A 19,401-nucleotide genomic window follows, 5' to 3' on the forward strand; every position below is an offset into this window, starting at 1 on the left:
ACCCCTCTTTAACTCATCCTTTTATTATGCTCTAGGATGGGCATTCATATAAGTTTTTCTTAAATGTTCTTTCGTTACATGTGTATAAACTTGAGTCGAAGATAAATGACTGTGCCCGAGCAGCTCTTGCACTGTTCGCAAGTCTGCTCCATTGTTTAGCAAATGTGTAGCAAATGTATGTCTCAACATATGCGGATAGATTTTTGTATGCAATGACGCTTTCTTTACCAAGTCGCTCAGTATATATCTTACACCGCGCGGCGTCAATGGTTGACCACGCATATTCGTAAAAACAAAGTTGTGTTTAGATTGTTTCATTAACTTAGGACGTGCCTCGTCCATAAAGTGTTCCAATGCATCTTGAGCAAATTGACCAAACGGTACATATCTCTCTTTACGACCTTTGCCCATCACACGTAATATGCCAAGTTGCTTATCAATATCGAATTCTTCTAACGACGTTAGTTCACTCACTCGAATTCCCGTTGCATACAACAGTTCCAGAATCGCTCGGTTTCGAAGTGACATATGATCTTCGCCTTCGGTTGCCTGAAATATTTGTTGCAATTCTTCTTCATAAAAAAAATGAGGAAGTCGTTCCTCTTTTTTTGGATGATATAACGAGCGAAAGGCTTCTTCTTTTAAACCGAATTCTCGGTTACAAAACTTAAAGAAAGAGCGAATCGCAGAAATTTTTCTTGAAATAGACGTACGCGAAAGAGATTCATCGTACAGCTTTGTGACATATAGTCTTGCGTGGATGTATTCGACGTCATGTAGATTATTTATTCCTTCAGACTGTAAAAATCCGAAGAAGTAGAGAAGATCTGATTCATATTCACGAACAGTGTGTTCTGAATAATTTTTTTCAAGTTGAATGTAGCTTTTAAATTGTGCTAATGCATCTGACGGAGACATTTGTGTTTTCACTCCCCTGTATTTAAGCGTAACCACTCAGCCTATTATATGACACTAAAAAGCGTAGAAGTCATAGATATACTGATTCAGACGTTGGAATTATCTGTTTCAACGAGTTTCTATAGCAGAGCCGGATACTGACTTAAACAGCTTGTTAGGAAAACACTATAAAAAATGAATCGTGTAAATTTAAATTAGAGACAAAATAAAAAGCCTCTAAATTATAACAACAATTAGAGGCTTTCAGCAATTATATCGAATGTGAATTCATAAAATTCCGAATTGTCGCGAGTGCTCGATCACTTTGTTTTTGCCCTCGCTTTTCTTTCGTTTTATAGCGATGTGGTAAATTAGGAAACAAGCCAAAGTTGACGTTCATTGGTTGAAAGTTCCTTGGATCTGCTTCAGTAATGTATCTAGCCATACTGCCTAGTGCTGTTTCTTCTGGGAACACTAATAGCTCTTCCCCAAGTGCTAATTTTGCAGCGTTAATGCCTGCTAACAAGCCACTTCCAGCTGATTCAACATATCCTTCTACACCTGTCATTTGTCCCGCAAAGAACACTTGATCATTATTTTTCAATTGATATGTTGGTTTTAATACTCTTGGTGAATTAATAAATGTGTTGCGATGCATTACACCGTATCGAACAATTTCTACATTTTCTAGACCAGGAATTAGCTGCACAACTTCCTTTTGAGGACCCCATTTTAAATGTGTCTGAAAACCAACAATGTTATACAACGTACCCGCTGCATCATCTTGACGAAGCTGTACTACGGCATATGGGATTTTCCCAGTCTTTGGATCTTCAAGACCTACTGGCTTCATTGGGCCAAATAATAACGTCTTTTTCCCGCGTTCAGCCATAACTTCAAATGGCATACACCCTTCGAAATAAATTTCTTTTTCAAACTCTTTTAATGGCACGACTTCGGCAGAAATAAGAGCATCATAGAAACGGTCAAATTGCGGTTCTGTCATCGGACAATTAATGTAAGCTGCTTCTCCTTTATCATAGCGAGATTTCACATACACTTTGTCCATATCGATGCTGTCTTTTTCAACAATTGGAGCTGCTGCATCATAAAAGTATAAATATTCTTGACCTGTGAGTTGTTGAATTTTCTCTGCTAAAGCTGGAGTAGTTAATGGTCCCGTGGCAATTATTGTGATGCCTTCAGGAATTTCAGTAACTTCTTCATTAAACACTTCAACCAGCGGATGATTTTTTACACGTTCAGTTACATAGCCCGCAAACTCATGACGGTCAACAGCGAGAGCTCCTCCTGCTGGAACAGCACATTGATCCGCGGCTTTCATAATTACTGAATCTAACATTCTCATTTCTTCTTTAATTACGCCGACTGCATTGGTTAATGTGTTCGCACGTAAAGAATTTGAGCAAACAAGCTCAGCGAACTTGTCCGTGTGGTGAGCTGGCGTTTGTTTGATTGGTCTCATTTCGAATAATCGAACTCGAACACCTTTTTTTGCGATTTGCCACGCGGCTTCACTTCCAGCAAGGCCTGCTCCAATTACATTGACAACTGTCAATTTTTACACCAACCTTCTATTTATCAAACTTGTGTATCTTCTTTATAATCACATTTTGTACATTGAATCTGAATGCCTTTTTTCAATTTCTTTTCTACTAATAATTCGCTACACTTTGGACAAGGTCGACTAATTGGTTTGTCCCATGACACGAATTCACACGTAGGGTAGCGGTCACAACCATAAAAAATACGTTTTGTTTTACTCTTCCGTTCTACAACTTCGCCTTCTTTACATGTTTGACACTTCACGCCGATATTTTTCACAATTGCTTTTGTGTTCCGACATTCTGGGAAGTTGCTACATGCCATGAATTTTCCATAGCGTCCTAATTTAAAGACCATTGGAGAATTACATTTTTCGCAATCTTCTCCAGCTGGTTCATCTTTAATAATGACTTTTTCCATTTCTTTGTCTGCATATGTCACATTTTTTTCAAAGTCCAAATAGAATTTATCGATAATATGAACCCATTTTTCTTGTCCTTCTTCAACACTATCTAGGTCTTTTTCCATCTGGGCAGTAAACTCAATGTCTATAATTTTAGGGAAAAATTCTAAAACAAGCTGATGTACAATTCCACCAAGTTCTGTTGGAATAAAACGTTTCGCTTCCATTGTTACATAACCGCGTTTTTGAATTGTATCAAGTGTTGGCGCATAAGTTGACGGTCGACCTATACCTAACTCTTCCAATATTTTAACGAGTCTGGCCTCGGAAAAACGTGGAGGTGGTTGGGTAAAGTGTTGTTTTGGATCGATATCAAGCTTCTTGACGAAATCGCCTTTTTCCATTTCAGGTAAAATTCGATCTTTCTCTTCGGTTTGATCATCGTTACCTTCAACATATAATTTCATGAAACCAGGGAATTTTACTTGAGAACCATTTGCACGGAAAACTACATTTTCATTTGTTAAATCAACTGTGACTGTGTCAAGTAAAGCAGAAGACATTTGACTTGCTAGGAAACGTTCCCAAATCAGCTTATATAAACGTAATAAGTCTTTTGAAAGAATAGTTTTAAGTTGATTAGGTGATCGTAATGCACTAGTAGGACGTATCGCTTCATGTGCATCCTGAGATTTCTTAGACTGCTTAATTACTACTGTGGAAGTGTTTACGTATTCTTTCCCGTATTCACCTTCTATATATGACTGAGCATCTTTTTTCGCAGTATCAGATATACGAGTAGAATCCGTACGCATATACGTAATTAAACCAACGATTCCTTCTTTTCCTATATTTAATCCTTCGTAGAGTTGCTGAGCGAGCATCATTGTTTTTCTTGCGCGGAAGTTTAACTTCCTTGCTGCTTCTTGTTGAAGAGAAGAAGTTGTAAAGGGCAGTGCTGGATTACGTTTACGTTCTTTTTTAATAACACTTGTAACTTCAAACTTGTCTCCTTTTAGTTTTGTTAAGATTTCTTTTACTTGGTCTTCATTTGTAAGCTTTATTTTTTCAGCACCATTACCGAAATATAGAGCGTCAAAGGATTTTTTTCCTTTTTCGAAACTTCCTTCTATTGTCCAATATTCTTCTGGCTGGAAATTTTTTATTTCATTTTCACGATCAATAACTAATCGCAAGGCAACTGATTGAACTCGACCAGCTGAAAGACCCTTTTTGACTTTTTTCCATAAAATCGGGCTAATATTGTATCCAACAAGTCTGTCCAAAATTCGTCGAGCTTGTTGAGCATCAACTAGGTCCATATCTATAGGACGAGGATTTTTAAACGATTCTTTAATCGCTTCTTTAGTTATTTCATTAAAAACTACACGACAATCTGATTCGATATCAATATTCAATGAGTTCGCGAGATGCCAAGCAATTGCTTCACCTTCGCGATCTGGATCGGCTGCGAGATATATTTTCTTCGCTTTTTTAGCTGCTGATTTTAATTCCTGTAAAACTGGGCCTTTACCACGAATCGTGATGTACTTCGGTGTATAATCATTTTCAACATCTACACCCATTTGACTACGTGGTAAATCACGAACATGGCCAAGTGATGCTTTCACTTTATATTTTTTGCCAAGGTAACGTTCTATCGTTTTCGCTTTGGCTGGCGATTCCACAATCACTAAAAAATCCGACATGTATGTGCCTCCTTATAGAGGTTCCTTATATATTAATAAAAGAAATACCTGTTGCAAAATGTATAACAGTTTCTATAATATTGCAACCATTTTTCATTTCAAAGTCATTTTTGAAATAATCTACTTTGTAATTCTTCTACAATTTGAAAGCCATTCCAAACTGGTTTAGCACCTTCTAGAAGAGACTGATTGGGTCCTAGAGATAACATAGATGTAATGGGTCCTGGTACACAATAGACATCTTTCCCATTATCTAAAGCATGTTGAAGTGTAATAACTGTACCACTTTTTTCTTTCGCTTCCGTAACGACGACTGCTTGAGAGAGTCCACTTATTATGCGGTTTCTCATAGGAAAATGCCACTTTTGAGAAGTAACATAAGGTGGGTATTCCGATAGAGTTAAATGATGCTTTTCCATAATATTGTAAAGTAGTAGATTTTCTTTAGGATACCGGTGAAAATGACCATGTCCTAATACACCAATGGTCTTCCCACCGAGTTCATGAGTTAACTGATGAGCCATTGCATCTGCACCTTTTGCTAGTCCACTAACAATAACCATATCATGCTTAACTAGAGGTGGCAGTATGTATGCCATCGCATCTTTAGAGTAATCTGTTGCATCTCTTGCACCGATAACTGCAACAAAGTAATTCATTAATAAGTAATCTAAACAGCCTTTCGCATAAAGAATGGTTGGCGGATCATACAGTGTGCTTAATTGTTTTGGGTAATTGGGATGATTAAATGGGAGTGGTGTAATGTTGTTCGTCTTGTACGCTTGAATAAGGGGGGTTCCAAGCGCTTTTACATATGCAACTTTAAACTTTTGGGCACGATCATAGGTCAGTTTCAGTAACTGAGATAGTTGATGGATGTTCATACGTTCACATTTTTCTAAATCAGGATCAACTTGAAGTAGGGGCTTCAAGCGATTAAGTGGAATTGGCATTACGTAATGAAGCGCCAGTAACCGATGGTGAAATGATTGATTATCCATACCTTTCCTCCTTTATATTAGAAAAGCGCAAAATGCCACTTTAGATCGCCTCTGACTCCGATGCAAGAGAAAGGTTACTTGTGCAACGAGTAATACCAGTTGTGAAACGGAGGTGCGAGATGGCATTTTGAGCTAGTTGGAATCTTACAATAAGATTCTTGAATATTATGAATTCTCATTCCTTTAAAAAAGAAGCGACACATCGGTAGATGTGCCGCTTCTCTCTATTTTAATGTGTTTTACACGCATCGTACAAGCCTTTTTCTTTAATCACTTTGATTAATGTTTCACCAATAACAGATGGAGTAGCTGCAACTTGCATTCCTGCAGCGTTCATTGCTTTGATTTTGTCAGCTGCTGTACCTTTACCGCCAGAAATAATCGCACCGGCATGGCCCATACGCTTACCTTCTGGAGCAGTTTGTCCACCAATAAATCCTACTACTGGCTTCGTCATGTTAGCTTGAATCCACTCTGCAGCTTCTTCTTCAGCAGTTCCGCCGATTTCACCAATCATAACTACAGCATATGTGTCTGGATCGGCATTGAAAGCCATTAATACATCTATGAAATTCGTTCCGTTAACTGGGTCTCCACCGATACCTACAGCTGTACTTTGTCCAATACCTTCTTCAGAAAGTTGGTGTACTGCTTCATAAGTAAGTGTTCCAGAACGTGAAACAACGCCTACATGACCTTTTTTGTGAATGTATCCTGGCATGATACCAATTTTACATTCGTCAGGTGTAATAACACCTGGGCAGTTTGGTCCGACTAAACGCGTTTTCTTGCCCTCCATATAGCGTTTTACATTTACCATATCAAGAACAGGAATATGTTCAGTGATACAAATTGCCATATCTAAATCAGCATCTACTGCTTCAAGAATAGCATCTGCAGCGAATGGTGCTGGAACATAAATAACGGACACGTTAGCGCCAGTTGCTTTCACAGCTTCTTCTACTGTATTAAAAACGGGTACACCCTCAACTTCAGTACCGCCTTTACCTGGTGTAACACCAGCCACGATTTTCGTGCCATACTCTAGCATTTGCTTTGTATGGAAAAGAGCAGTTGATCCCGTGATACCTTGTACAAGTACTTTTGTATCTTTATTAATATACACGCTCATCTTTTGTCCCTGCCTTTCTTAGCCTACAAGTTCAACAATTTTTTGCGCGCCATCAGCCATAGAGCCAGCCGCAATAATGTTTAAGCCAGATTCATTTAATAATTTCTTACCAAGATCAACATTTGTTCCTTCTAAACGAACAACTAAAGGTACTTGTAATCCAACTTCTTTAGCAGCAGTGATTACGCCTTCAGCTATAACGTCACATTTCATAATTCCACCAAAGATGTTAACGAAAATACCTTTAACATTTTTATCTGAAAGAATAATTTTGAATGCTTCCGTTACTTTTTCAGCTGTAGCGCCGCCCCCAACGTCAAGGAAGTTAGCGGGTGATCCGCCGTAGTAGCTAATCGTATCCATTGTAGCCATAGCTAGTCCAGCACCGTTAACCATACATCCGATGTTGCCGTCTAAAGAAATATAGCTTAAATCATATTTAGACGCTTCGATTTCTTTTGCATCTTCTTCATCGTAGTCACGTAATTCTAAAATGTCTTTATGACGGTATAAAGCATTTGCATCGAAGTTAAACTTCGCGTCAAGTGCCATAACATCTCCGCCACCAGTTACAACTAGGGGATTAATCTCTACGATTGCTGCATCTTTTTCGACAAACACTTTGTACAAACCAAGCATGAATTTCACAGCTTTGTTTACTAATTTCGCAGGGATATTCATTTTGAATGCCATACGACGAGCTTGGAAGCTTGTTAATCCAACAACTGGATCAATTAGTTCTTTAAAGATTTTTTCAGGAGTTGCATCAGCAACTTCTTCGATATCTACTCCACCTTCTTCAGAACCCATAAGAGTTACACGAGAAGTTGAACTGTCAAGTACTAAACCTAAGTAGTACTCTTTCTTAATGTCGCATCCTTCTTCAACAAGAAGACGCTTAATTTCTTTTCCTTCTGGACCAGTCTGATGTGTAACCAGGACTTTGCCTAGAAGTTCTTTCGCATACGCTCGTACTTCATCTAAATTCTTCGCGATTTTAACACCGCCAGCTTTACCACGACCACCTGCGTGAATTTGAGCTTTCACCACGACAATGTCTGTGCCTAATTCTTTTGCAGCTTTTACTGCTTCTTCAGGAGAAAAAGCAACTGTTCCAGTTGACACAGAAACACCATATTGTCTGAGGAGTTGTTTACCTTGATATTCATGGATATTCATCTAAAATCCTCCAATCAAACTTCAGTCAAGTAATTTACTACCTTAACCATTGTATTAAACCTTCCAAACAAAGTCCACATAAGACTATAAGTTTGTTATAAACAATATATATTCGGAATTTTTATCGACTCATAGATTTTACAGGTTCGAAGGTTTTTCGATGAATAATTGTTGCACCATATTGTTTTAAAGCAGCTAAGTGGTCTGACGTCCCGTATCCAGCATTTTTCGCAAAGTTATATTCAGGATAGACTTTGTCGAATTCAATCATTAAGTTATCACGTGTCGTTTTGGCTAATATCGATGCAGCAGCAATTGCTAAACTTTGTGTATCCCCCTTAATAATAGAATGTTGGGTAATTGGGAGTGGAAGTGTCATTGCATCAACTAATAGCATATTAGGTTCTAACGATAGACTTTTGACAGCTTGCGTCATTGAGGCTTTGGTCGCTTGATATATATTATGTTCATCAATCTGTTCAACTGGTTGAATATGTATTGAATAAGAGAGTGCATATTTCTTTATTATCTCTGCGTAATTATTTCTCTTTAAACGCGACAATTGCTTGGAATCATTAATTCCAGTGAGTTCAATTGGATACTCTCTAAATATGACCGCTGCTGTTACTACTGGTCCAGCAAGAGGTCCTCTCCCCGCTTCATCAATACCTGCAACTAAATCCATTTTATTATTCTTATAACTATCATCAAAATGGATTTTTTCTAAATGATTCAATTGAAGTTGTTTTTCCTGTTCCATTCGTTTTTTCCAAGACGTGACTAACTTTTGTACACCTGCGCGACTGTCATTTGTTAGTTTATTCGTCCATTCATTGTGATTTGAAGTTTGTTTAAGCTTTTCTCCTATTACTTTTATTGTTTCCATACTTTTCACCTCTTTTATTATTTCATGAAAAAACCTTTTTTACCCGAAGGCAAAAAAGGCTATTGTTTTAAGAGATTAGCTACTATTCGTTTTTTCAAGTAACGAGCTAGATGGCACTTTTCCTTTTCTTAAGAGGTTGAAACCAGCTCTTCAACAATATCAAAAGTCAATTTCCCAAGATGTTGCCCCCGGATATCACGCACTATAAGTTCAGCTACTTTTTCGTAATCGATTTCCCCGCCACCCGAAAAAACACGTCTAAGTTTTCCAATGTGATCAAAGGTTTTCACTAATTCTTCATCTACTTCAGTTATTTTATAGCGTTCTTCCAAACGTTTCGGATAGTTTTCCGCCAAAAAATGCAAGCCGTATACTGCCAAATCTTCCATGTTAATAATTGTATCTTTAATTGCACCTGTTAACGCTAATTTATAGCCTACTGATTGATCTTCAAACTTTGGCCACAATATACCAGGTGTATCTAAAAGATCAAGTTCTTTCTCTACTTTAATCCACTGTTGTGCTTTGGTTATTCCGGGCGTATTCCCTGTTTTCGCCAGATTTTTCTTAGCCAAACGATTGATTAATGTGGATTTCCCAACGTTTGGAATTCCAACAATCATCGCACGTATTGCACGAGGTTTAATTCCACGAGAACGCATACGCTCCCATTTTTCAGCTAACAGTTCTTTTGCTGCGTTTGTTACTTGCTGTAACCCTCTACCTTCAAATGAGTTAATAGCTACTGCACGATGGCCATGGTCTTCAAAATAGCGTATCCACTTCTTCGTTTCAAAATCATCTGCCATATCAGCTTTATTTAATATTAATAACCTTGTCTTTTGCCCAATTACTTCATCAATCATTGGGTTTCTTGAAGAAAGCGGCAATCTTGCATCTATTAATTCAAAAATAATATCAACTAACTTTAATTTTTCCGTAACTTCTCTGCGGGCTTTCGCCATATGACCCGGAAACCATTGTATGGTCATGTCTTATCTCCTCCTGTGTTACTTAACAAGTCCCATTTCATTTGGTGGCCAAAAAATAAGGCTAGTACTGCCTATTATTTCCTCCATTGAAATCACACCAATAAGTCTACTGTCTTTACTATATCTTCGATTATCACCCATGACAAACACGTATCCATCAGGAATTACTGTCATTTCAGTACGTTCTTCAAGTGTAAAATCTTCTGTTAAAGTACCTTCATTAATCTCACTTTTATAAGGCTCTAAATAAGGCTCAGGTTGTGGTTTCCCATTTATATATAATTGATCATTTTCATAGGCAACATGATCTCCTGGTAAACCAATTATTCGTTTTATATAATCTTTTTGCTCAGGTGCATGAAAGACGACAATATCATAGCGATCAGGTTCTCCAACTTCATAGCCAATCTTATTTACAATCATGCGGTTTCCATTTTCAAGAGTTGGCATCATTGATTCACCATCTACTACAATTGGTGTGAATAAAAAATACCGGATGAAAAAGGCAAGTCCAAATGCGATAAGCAATGCTTTTGTCCATTCCCAAAATTCATTCTTCTCTTTTTTGGTTTGTTCCATCTTGTTGCCTCCTAGCTTCAATTACACTTATTGTACAAGCATTTTTAAAGACAAGCAAAAAGAAAGAGAGCTTGATTTCCAAGCCCCCTTTCTGATTTTAAAAATATTATCTAATTTCTTTAATACGAGCTGCTTTACCACGTAGTTCACGAAGGTAATACAATTTCGCACGACGTACTTTACCACGACGAAGAACTTCTAGTTGAGTAATTTTTGGTGTGTGTACAGGGAATGTACGTTCAACACCTACTCCATAAGAAATTTTACGAACTGTGAAAGTCGAGCTAATTCCGCCTCCACGACGTTTAATAACAACACCTTCATACAATTGGACACGTTCACGAGTTCCCTCAACGACCTTTACGTGTACACGCACAGTGTCACCAGGACGGAATTCAGGAAGATCCGTACGAAGTTGATCTTTAGTAATTTCAGAAATAATGTTTTGCATAGTTTTCTCTCCTTAGACAGATGCTCGTGCCAGCGACTATGGCTGCAGCGGAACACCGTAATTCGGCACTTCACATAGAAGTACAGTGTAAATTGTATCATATTTCTTTAAATCAAGCAAGGCAATTTAAATGTTAGTTTCTTTTTCCCATTGAGCAATCAACTTTTGTTCAGTAGGCGTTAGTTCGGTATTTAGTAACAACTCGGGACGTCTACTCCAGGTTCGGTATAAAGATTGTTGTCTACGCCACTGATCAATATGCGCATGATTTCCAGAAAGCAATACACTGGGCACTTTCATTCCTCTAAATTCTGCAGGCCTTGTATACTGAGGATGTTCAAGTAATCCTGTCGAAAATGAATCTTGCACAGGTGACTCACCGTTTCCAAGGACTCCAGGTAGTAATCTAACAACACTATCGATTACTGTCATTGCTCCTAGTTCTCCACCAGTTAAAACAAAATCGCCAATTGAAATTTCATCCGTCACCAAATGTTCTCTCACTCGTTCATCATAACCTTCATAGTGTCCACACAAAAAAATCAGTTCTTCTTCTTGAGCTAGTTCTTCTGCTTTTGCTTGTGTAAATCTCTCACCTTGTGGACACATTAGAATAATTCGAGGTTTAGTAGATGTTGTAGTTAATGCCTCTACGGCTCGGAATAAGGGCTCCGCTTTTAATAACATACCTGCACCCCCACCATAAGGATAATCATCAACCTGATGGTGCTTATTGCCCGAATACGCACGGAAATCAGTTACTGAAAGTGAAACTGCTTGCTTTTCTTGTGCTTTTTTTAAAATCGATGATCCGAAAACACCATTAAACATCTCCGGAAACAACGACAACACATGAATGTTTATCATGACAATAAACCGTCCATGACCTCAATAACTATTTTCTTTTTATCAATATCGATTTCTTTTACTACATCTTCAATATAAGGAATGTAATGAGCTTTTCCTTTTGTTGGAGTAACAGTCCAAACATCGTTTGCCCCAGTTTGCAAAATATCAGTTACAACACCAATTTCTTGACCAACTAGGTCATAAACAGTGCAATCCATAATTTCATGGAAATAATATTCGTCGCCTTCTAAATCAGACAATTGATATTCAGTAACCTTTAAGATTCCATTGCGAAAACCTTGTACCATTTCAATCGTCAAAAATCCTTCAAACTTCAATAGATCAAAGTTTTTGTGCTGACGATGACTTGTTACTGTTAACACAAGAGGTGTTTTAGTATCTCCTAAAAATAAAGATAGCTTGTTACCAATAGCATAGCGTTCTTCCGGGAAATCTGTAGTCGAAATAACACGAACTTCTCCAAGAATCCCGTGTGTGTTCACAATCTTACCCACATTATACCAATTCAATAAAATCACTCCTTTATTAGAAAAGCGTAAAGCAACACTCTAGCTCGACTCTGACGGTGGACGGAAGTCTAATTACCCGACATCGTGTCGGAAAGACACTAGACTGTTCTAGTGTCCGAAGCCAGTATGCCATAATGGCTTCATGACCATCCGAGAAGGGCTCAAAGCGGAATATCTATCATTTTAATGTACAAAAAAGGAAGGAACCATGAGCTCCCTCCTTTTCATCTTAATCTTGTATATCAATATACGTCTTCTTTTTGTGGTGGCTGCTTGCTGCTGAATAAACAATAGTACGAATTGCTTTCGCAACTCGTCCTTGCTTACCAATTACTTTCCCCATATCTTCAGCATTGACAGATAGTTTGTAGACAATACGGTTTGCATTTTCGTCGAGTTCAACTCGAACTTCTTCCGGATAATCAACTAATGGTTTAACAATTGTTTCAATCAGCTGCTTCATCATGCTGCCCCCGATTACTTACTGTTTTTTGCGTTATGGTATTTCTCCATAATTCCTTGTTGAGAGAACAAGTTACGTACTGTATCAGATGGTTTTGCACCATTTGACATCCATTTCAACACTAATTCTTCGTTGATTTTAACTTCTGCTGGATTTGTTAATGGGTTGTAAGTACCCACTGTTTCGATTTGACGGCCGTCACGTGGAGCACGAGCGTCAGCTACAACAATACGATAAAAAGGAGATTTATTAGCTCCCATACGTTTTAAGCGAATTTTAACTGCCATTTTAAATAGCACCTCCGAATAGTTTCACACAAGATAATATATTATCAAGGATTTAATTGTTTGTAAAGTGTTTTTTCTTAACACCTCTAAATTTAATTAAAAAATCATTTAAAAAGAGAATCCAAACCTGGCATTTTCATCTTTTTCTTACCTTTTTGCCCCTGCTGCATGTTCGTCATTTGTTTCATCATTTTCTTCATGTCTTCAAATTGCTTAAGCAATCTGTTCACATCTTGAATAGATGTACCAGAGCCTTTTGAAATGCGTTTTTTACGACTTGAGTTTATGATACTAGGCGTCGTTTTCTCTTGAGGAGTCATTGCATAAATAATGGCTTCCATGCGCCCCATCTGTTTTTCATCAACTTTAGCATTTTCTAACCCTTTGATTTTACCTGCACCTGGTAGCATTTTAATAATGTCCTCTAAAGGACCCATTTTTTTCACTTGGTTCAGTTGATCAATAAAATCATCAAACGTAAAGCTTTGTGTTCTGAATTTCTCTTCAAGTTCTTTTGCTTTTTCTTCATCAACATTTTCTTGCGCTTTTTCAATCAGCGACAACATGTCACCCATCCCAAGTATTCGAGATGCCATTCGTTCTGGGTGGAACGCTTCAAGTGCATCCATTTTTTCGCCCATCCCAACAAATTTAATTGGTTTTTGAGCAACTGAACGAATGGATAAAGCGGCACCACCACGTGTATCACCATCAAGTTTTGTTAAAATAACACCCGTAATGCCGACTGTTTCATTGAAATTTTGTGCGACATTAACAGCATCTTGTCCTGTCATTGAATCAACGACTAAAAATACCTCATCAGGCTCTTTTAATGCGCGAATATCTTTCAATTCTTGCATGAGTGCTTCATCGATGTGCAAACGCCCAGCTGTATCAATGATTACAACATCATTATGGTCTTCTTTTGCCTTTTCAAGTGCTTGTCGGACAATTTCCACTGGGGATACATCTGTCCCTAGCGAGAAAACAGGGAATGATAATTGTTTTCCGATAGTTTGTAGCTGTTGAATGGCAGCTGGGCGATAAATATCAGCAGCCACTAATAATGGATTCCGATTATATTTCTTGCGTAAAATATTTGCTAATTTACCAGTAGTGGTCGTTTTACCAGCACCTTGTAAGCCGACCATCATAATAACAGTAGGTGGTTTGTTGGCAAATTGAATTGGACTTTGATCGCCACCCATTAATTCTGTTAGCTCGTCTTTTACGATTTTGATAACTTGTTGACCAGGTGTCAAACTTTTCATAACATCTGCGCCAACAGCACGTTCACTTACTTTTTTGACGAATTCTTTGACAACTTTCAAGTTAACGTCTGCTTCGATTAAAGCAAAACGAACTTCTCTCATCATTTCTTTTACGTCTGCTTCAGAAACTTTACCTTTACCTTTAATGCGTTGGATCGTTCCTTGCAGCCGCTCGGCTAATCCTTCAAATGCCATACGTGCAGCCCCCTAATCCGATTCTTTTAACATCATAATCAGTTCATATGCTCGCTCTTTAATGACTGGTTCGGCATAAATCACTTGTTGCAATTGATTCATTACAACTTGACGTTGCTGAAATTTTTCTAATAATCGTAGTTTATCTTCATACTCTTCTAACATAGCTTCAGTACGGCGAATATTATCATAGACAGCTTGTCTAGAAATACCATATTCGTTAGCTATTTCACCAAGGGAGTGATCATCTAAATAATAAAGATGCATATAACTTCGTTGTTTATCTGTCAGTAAAGACTGATAAAAATCAAAAAGAAAATTCATACGTGTCGTTTTTTCAAGTAACATTATGATTTCTCCCACCTAAAGTTCTCTACCTGTATCATATCGAGCATTCAATAATGCGTCAAGCATTTTTACTTGTCTAGTTAAATTAATTTTCTTCTTGTTCTATTCCATCTGCGAATAATCCATATACATATTTTTCAGTATCGAAAGGTTGCAAATCATCCATTTTCTCACCTAGTCCTACAAATTTCACAGGGATGTGAAGTTTGTTGCGAATCGCCAAGACGATTCCACCTTTTGCTGTACCGTCAAGCTTTGTTAAGACAATACCTGTAACATCCGTAGCCTCTTTAAATGCTTTTGCTTGAACCAATGCATTTTGACCTGTTGTTGCATCTAGCGCTAGGAGCACTTCGTGAGGTGCACCTGGTACTTCTCGTTCAATTACTCTGTGAATTTTTTGTAATTCATTCATTAAGTTTACTTTATTTTGCAAGCGACCAGCAGTATCACAGATTAATACATCTACACCACGACTTTTTGCAGAACGTACAGCATCATACATAACTGCAGCAGGGTCAGAACCTTCAGATTGCTTAATGACTTCGACACCTACACGATCTCCCCATACTTGCAATTGCTCAATTGCACCTGCTCGGAATGTATCACCAGCTGCTAACATCACGGTTTTCCCTTGTTGTTTTAGGCGATGTGATAATTTCCCAATAGTTGTTGTCTTCCCAACCCCATTTACTCCTACGAATAAAATAACGGTTAATCCATTTTCTTGAATAAGAAGTTCGTTCGATTCCTCTTCACCAGCTTCATAAATCTCGACTAACTTCTCAGAAATGACAGATTGAATACCTGCTGTGTCTTTCATATTTTTACGTTGCACTTCAAAACGCAGTGCATCCATTAATTCCATAACAGTTTCAACCCCAACATCCGCTTGAAGTAATAAATCCTCTAACTCTTCAAAGAAGTCTTCATCCACTGTACGGTATTTAGCGACTAAATCATTTACTTTCGAAGTAAATTGGTTACGTGTTTTTGCTAAACCATCTTTAAATTTCTCGGTAACAGAAACTGATTCACTCGTTATTGTAAATTTCTCTTTCATTTTTTTAAAGAAACTCAAGCTCTTTCGCTCCCTTGTGTGACCAATGTCGGTTCATCCTCTTGCATTTTTACAGATACTAGTTTTGAAATTCCAGATTCTTGCATTGTAATACCATACAACACATCCGCACCTTCCATTGTTCCTTTACGGTGGGTGATGACAATAAACTGTGTATCATGGCTAAACTTTTTCAAGTACTGACTATAGCGAACGACATTCGCTTCATCTAGTGATGCTTCTACTTCATCTAATATACAAAATGGTACTGGACGTATATTTAAAATGGCAAATAACAAGGCAATTGCGGTCAGTGCACGCTCTCCGCCCGAAAGTAAGCTTAAATTTTGTCGTTTCTTTCCAGGAGGTTGAGCGATTATTTCAATACCTGTCTCGAGCATTTCAGATGGATTTGTCAATACAAGATCTGCTTGACCACCACCAAATAATTCTCTGAAGACATGGTTAAATTGCGCACGAATTGCATGGAATGTATCACTAAATCGCGCTGTCATTTGTTCATCCATTTCTTTGATTGCTCCATACAAGGTTTCTTTCGCATCTATTAAATCTTGACGTTGCTCTGTTAAAAACGAGTGACGTTGTGAAACACGTTCTAATTCTTCAATCGACGCTACATTTACAGGACCTATTTCTTCTATTGACTGTTTGAGCAATTTCACTTTTTTACGAGACAGGTCTTCTTCAAAAGTATCCATGTTCGGAAGTTCTATCTCTTCAATTGCTAAATGATAATTTTCATCAAGTTGCATAAGTAAAGTTGTTTTTTCAATATCCGATCGATTCAACTTCATTTCCGAAGCTCTCAAGGCATCCAATTGTTGTTTGTGTAAATGTTGATTTTTTTTCAACTGAAGTTCAACTTGTTGAAGTTGTATATGAATTTGTGCGCGCTTCTCTTTGCCATTTGCAATACGGTGTACAAATATTTCCTTCTTTTTCACCCATAGATTCAATTGATTCTCAATCTCTTCAGGCGTTGGTCCCAGTTGAGTATCACCAGATTCATACCACAGCATTTCTTTATTAGCATGATCAAGTTTTTGTGAAAGTTTTTGCATTTTTTCTTGTAACTCTGCTACGGTTTGCTCTGCAACTTTCGTTTGTTCTGTTAATACGGCTTGTCTTAATCGAAGTTCAGCCATTTGTTCGGTTAATTGGTCACGTTCACTTAAATTTTTTGACTTAAGATTGGTTAAAAGATTAATTGAATCATTGATTTTATTTAATTCTTCTTTTAATTCTAGTAATCGCTTCTGCGATTGAATCTTTTTCGATTCTGCTTGTTGGTGACGACTTGATACGTCTTTTGTTTCAGAATTAGAGATAATCGCTCTTTCATTAAGACGTTTAAAAGTCGTTTCAAGTTCGCGTAAATTAGAACTATATTGTAATTCTTGAACTCTTCTTTCTTCGCCTTCAGTTCGCATACTTTCAAGTCGCTCAGATTGATTATCAATTGCTTTTTTTAAAGTAGTTACTTGATTTTCAGCTGTTTGAATTGATTGATCCATTCCTTTTAACTTCAGTGAAAGTTCATCTAATTCAGCTTTTCTTGAAAATACAGAAGACTGTTGCTTTGTAAAACCACCAGTCAATGAACCGCCAGCATTGACAATATCTCCGTCTAATGTCACTACACGGAAACGATATTGAACTGATTTCGCAATTTCTGAAGCACCTTGTAAATCCTTTGCAACAATTACATTTCCGAGTAAGTTGTCTACAATTAATTTTGAAGAATTATCAAAAGTAACGAGTTCATCTGCCGTTTGGATAAATGAAGGATGACTCGCTATACTACGCAAAGAATCTGATTGAATTTTTCTGGATTTCATGACCGTTTTTGGTAAAAAAGTTGCTCGTCCAGACTGCTTATTTTTTAAAAAAGCAATAGCTTTTCGCGCATCTTGATCTGTCTCTGTCACTATGTGTTGCATCGAACCACCAAGAGCAGTTTCAAGAGCTTTTGCATAGGTCGGCTTCACTTGAATAAGTTCTGCGACTGCACCTGTAATACCAGTAAGTTTGCCACTTCCCCGCGCAACCAATACTTCTTTAACACCTTGGAAGAAGCCTGAAAAGTCTGCTTCAAGCGCTTCTAATGATTCTTTCCTCGCCTTTAATTGCTGCTGAAGTTGATACGCTTGGTATAACATCGACTGTTTAGATTCTACTATATCTTTTTCTTTAGAAAAAGTTAGTTGAAGTTCTTTATAATTAAATAGCTTTTCATCTATTTGACTTCGAATTTGTACTATCTGTTGTTTTAATTGTATCTTTTGCTTTTTAACTTTTGTTAAGTCAAATGTGATTTGTTCTAATTCATTCGTCACTTTATCTTTGAATTCATCTTGCTGGAGAAGCAGTTGTTCAACATGTTTCAAGTCATTTTTGACTGTAGCTTCTTCGTTCAACAAATCGATATAAGTCGATTTATAATCTTCTATTTCTATTTCAATTTCAGCACTTGATTGTTTTAGTAAATATTCTAATTGTTTAACTTCATTTTGAACATTTCGAAAATCATTTCTAGTTTTAGTCTTCCCCAACTTCTTTTGTTCCAACTGGATAGTTAACTGAACCTTTTCTTCTTCGAGTTCAGAAATCGTTAATCTCAACTTTTCAATTTGTTGGTCCATATTTTGACGTTTTTCAGCCATCAATTGTTTGCGACCATCCCAGCGTTCTACTTCCGAACTAGCTTCAACTAACGATTCTTGTGCGTCATCAATTAAACAATCATGTTCAGTCAATTGACCTCTAACTGACTGTAGATTAAGTTCCATTTTCCCGATGACGTTTTCAAGTTCTTTTTGTTGTTGTTCGAAAATATCAATTTCTTGTTTAACAACATGTAATCGCTTTTCAACACGATTTAAATCGAACGCAATTAACCCTATATCAACTTCTTTTAATTCTTCAGACATACGTAAATAATCGGTAGCAGAGGACGCTTGTATGTGAAGCGGCTCCATACGATCATCTAGTTCATGTAGAATATCCAATACTCGGTGAAGATTGTCATCTGTTTCAAACAGTTTGTGTTCCGCTTTCTTTTTTCGCAATTTGTATTTAAGGACTCCAGCTGCCTCTTCAAAGATGGACCGACGATCTTCAGGACGACTATTTAAAACCTCATCCACACGCCCTTGAGAAATAATGGAAAAGGCTTCTTTACCTAATCCAGAATCCATAAATAAATCTGTAATATCTTTTAAACGGCATGATTGTTTATTTAATAAATATTCACTATCTCCTGAACGAAACACGCGTCTCGTGACACTAATTTCGTTGTAATCTAATGGTAAGCGTTGATCTGAGTTATCTAGAATGAGTGTGACTTCTGCAAAATTAAGTGGTTTTCTGGACTCACTACCTGCAAAAATCACATCTTCCATTTTAGCTCCACGCAATGATTTTGCTGACTGTTCACCGAGAACCCATCGAATGGCGTCTGTAACATTACTTTTCCCACTACCATTCGGTCCAACTACAGCAGTAACACCCTGGACAAAATCGATGCCAATTCGATCCGCAAACGATTTAAATCCAATGACTTCAAGTCGTTTTAGGAACACA

At 37.5% G+C, this 19,401-nt stretch carries 18 protein-coding genes; all 18 read right to left on the reverse strand.

The features are described 5' to 3' along the window. Positions 1-24 precede the first annotated feature (24 nt). The 18 genes from xerC to smc all read right to left on the reverse strand — a co-directional run bounded on the left by xerC (position 25) and on the right by smc (position 19,400). Positions 25-918, reverse strand: a complete 894-nt coding sequence (xerC, locus tag E2636_RS10130; RefSeq protein ID WP_134210090.1) for a tyrosine recombinase XerC — start codon at positions 916-918, stop codon at positions 25-27. Positions 919-1,168: 250 nt separating this feature from the next. After that, complete coding sequence (trmFO, locus tag E2636_RS10135) at positions 1,169-2,476, reverse strand: FADH(2)-oxidizing methylenetetrahydrofolate--tRNA-(uracil(54)-C(5))-methyltransferase TrmFO (RefSeq protein ID WP_134210091.1); 1,308 nt, start codon at positions 2,474-2,476, stop codon at positions 1,169-1,171. Positions 2,477-2,499: 23 nt separating this feature from the next. Next, positions 2,500-4,575 carry a type I DNA topoisomerase gene (topA, locus tag E2636_RS10140; RefSeq protein WP_134210092.1) on the reverse strand — a complete coding sequence of 692 codons (2,076 nt, stop codon included), beginning with the start codon at positions 4,573-4,575 and terminating at the stop codon, positions 2,500-2,502. A 104-nt stretch (positions 4,576-4,679) separates the two neighbouring features. Continuing rightward, on the reverse strand, positions 4,680-5,576 hold the full coding sequence (gene dprA / locus E2636_RS10145) for a DNA-processing protein DprA (RefSeq protein WP_134210093.1): 897 nt from the start codon (positions 5,574-5,576) through the stop codon (positions 4,680-4,682). A gap of 229 nt (positions 5,577-5,805) precedes the next feature. After that, entirely contained in the window at positions 5,806-6,708 is a 903-nt protein-coding gene (sucD, locus tag E2636_RS10150) for a succinate--CoA ligase subunit alpha (protein ID WP_134210094.1), read from the reverse strand. An 18-nt stretch (positions 6,709-6,726) separates the two neighbouring features. Beyond that, positions 6,727-7,887: an ADP-forming succinate--CoA ligase subunit beta gene (sucC, locus tag E2636_RS10155; RefSeq protein ID WP_017380845.1), complete on the reverse strand. Its 1,161-nt coding sequence runs from the start codon at positions 7,885-7,887 to the stop codon at positions 6,727-6,729. 121 nt (positions 7,888-8,008) lie between these two features. Next, a complete protein-coding gene (locus E2636_RS10160; protein WP_134210095.1) occupies positions 8,009-8,773 on the reverse strand; it encodes a ribonuclease HII in 765 nt (254 codons plus the stop codon). Between the two features lie 128 nt (positions 8,774-8,901). Then, complete coding sequence (ylqF, locus tag E2636_RS10165) at positions 8,902-9,765, reverse strand: ribosome biogenesis GTPase YlqF (protein ID WP_134210096.1); 864 nt, start codon at positions 9,763-9,765, stop codon at positions 8,902-8,904. Positions 9,766-9,783: 18 nt separating this feature from the next. Next, on the reverse strand, positions 9,784-10,344 hold the full coding sequence (lepB, locus tag E2636_RS10170; RefSeq protein ID WP_134210097.1) for a signal peptidase I: 561 nt from the start codon (positions 10,342-10,344) through the stop codon (positions 9,784-9,786). Between the two features lie 106 nt (positions 10,345-10,450). After that, entirely contained in the window at positions 10,451-10,795 is a 345-nt protein-coding gene (gene rplS / locus E2636_RS10175) for a 50S ribosomal protein L19 (RefSeq protein WP_134210098.1), read from the reverse strand. A gap of 126 nt (positions 10,796-10,921) precedes the next feature. Further along, on the reverse strand, positions 10,922-11,662 hold the full coding sequence (gene trmD, locus E2636_RS10180) for a tRNA (guanosine(37)-N1)-methyltransferase TrmD (protein ID WP_243840616.1): 741 nt from the start codon (positions 11,660-11,662) through the stop codon (positions 10,922-10,924). Then, positions 11,659-12,174 (reverse strand): ribosome maturation factor RimM, encoded by a 516-nt coding sequence (gene rimM, locus E2636_RS10185; protein ID WP_134210099.1) that lies wholly within the window; start codon positions 12,172-12,174, stop codon positions 11,659-11,661. Before rimM ends, trmD begins: the two co-directional genes overlap by 4 nt. Before the next feature lie 229 nt (positions 12,175-12,403). Continuing rightward, complete coding sequence (locus E2636_RS10190; protein ID WP_134210100.1) at positions 12,404-12,637, reverse strand: KH domain-containing protein; 234 nt, start codon at positions 12,635-12,637, stop codon at positions 12,404-12,406. A 14-nt stretch (positions 12,638-12,651) separates the two neighbouring features. Next, on the reverse strand, positions 12,652-12,924 hold the full coding sequence (rpsP, locus tag E2636_RS10195) for a 30S ribosomal protein S16 (RefSeq protein ID WP_017380837.1): 273 nt from the start codon (positions 12,922-12,924) through the stop codon (positions 12,652-12,654). Between the two features lie 104 nt (positions 12,925-13,028). After that, entirely contained in the window at positions 13,029-14,390 is a 1,362-nt protein-coding gene (gene ffh / locus E2636_RS10200; RefSeq protein ID WP_134210101.1) for a signal recognition particle protein, read from the reverse strand. 12 nt (positions 14,391-14,402) lie between these two features. Then, positions 14,403-14,738, reverse strand: a complete 336-nt coding sequence (locus tag E2636_RS10205; RefSeq protein WP_017380835.1) for a putative DNA-binding protein — start codon at positions 14,736-14,738, stop codon at positions 14,403-14,405. 85 nt (positions 14,739-14,823) lie between these two features. Beyond that, positions 14,824-15,819 (reverse strand): signal recognition particle-docking protein FtsY, encoded by a 996-nt coding sequence (gene ftsY, locus E2636_RS10210; protein WP_134210102.1) that lies wholly within the window; start codon positions 15,817-15,819, stop codon positions 14,824-14,826. After that, positions 15,816-19,400 carry a chromosome segregation protein SMC gene (gene smc, locus E2636_RS10215; protein ID WP_134210103.1) on the reverse strand — a complete coding sequence of 1,195 codons (3,585 nt, stop codon included), beginning with the start codon at positions 19,398-19,400 and terminating at the stop codon, positions 15,816-15,818. The genes ftsY and smc overlap by 4 nt, the downstream gene beginning before the upstream one ends. Position 19,401: the final 1 nt, after the last annotated feature.

This window comes from Paenisporosarcina antarctica (assembly GCF_004367585.1).
Lineage (GTDB): Bacteria > Bacillota > Bacilli > Bacillales_A > Planococcaceae > Paenisporosarcina > Paenisporosarcina antarctica.

Bases quoted from the DNA above. Each gene is read 5' to 3' on its own strand.
- ffh (WP_134210101.1), bottom strand. From the start codon at position 14,390: ATGGCATTTGAAGGATTAGCCGAGCGGCTGCAAGGAACGATCCAACGC.
- rpsP (WP_017380837.1), bottom strand. From the start codon at position 12,924: ATGGCAGTTAAAATTCGCTTAAAACGTATGGGAGCTAATAAATCTCCT.
- xerC (WP_134210090.1), bottom strand. From the start codon at position 918: ATGTCTCCGTCAGATGCATTAGCACAATTTAAAAGCTACATTCAACTT.
- E2636_RS10190 (WP_134210100.1), bottom strand. From the start codon at position 12,637: ATGAAGCAGCTGATTGAAACAATTGTTAAACCATTAGTTGATTATCCG.
- sucC (WP_017380845.1), bottom strand. From the start codon at position 7,887: ATGAATATCCATGAATATCAAGGTAAACAACTCCTCAGACAATATGGT.
- rplS (WP_134210098.1), bottom strand. From the start codon at position 10,795: ATGCAAAACATTATTTCTGAAATTACTAAAGATCAACTTCGTACGGAT.
- dprA (WP_134210093.1), bottom strand. From the start codon at position 5,576: ATGGATAATCAATCATTTCACCATCGGTTACTGGCGCTTCATTACGTA.
- sucD (WP_134210094.1), bottom strand. From the start codon at position 6,708: ATGAGCGTGTATATTAATAAAGATACAAAAGTACTTGTACAAGGTATC.
- lepB (WP_134210097.1), bottom strand. From the start codon at position 10,344: ATGGAACAAACCAAAAAAGAGAAGAATGAATTTTGGGAATGGACAAAA.
- E2636_RS10160 (WP_134210095.1), bottom strand. From the start codon at position 8,773: ATGGAAACAATAAAAGTAATAGGAGAAAAGCTTAAACAAACTTCAAAT.
- trmD (WP_243840616.1), bottom strand. From the start codon at position 11,662: ATGATAAACATTCATGTGTTGTCGTTGTTTCCGGAGATGTTTAATGGT.
- topA (WP_134210092.1), bottom strand. From the start codon at position 4,575: ATGTCGGATTTTTTAGTGATTGTGGAATCGCCAGCCAAAGCGAAAACG.
- E2636_RS10205 (WP_017380835.1), bottom strand. From the start codon at position 14,738: ATGTTACTTGAAAAAACGACACGTATGAATTTTCTTTTTGATTTTTAT.
- ylqF (WP_134210096.1), bottom strand. From the start codon at position 9,765: ATGACCATACAATGGTTTCCGGGTCATATGGCGAAAGCCCGCAGAGAA.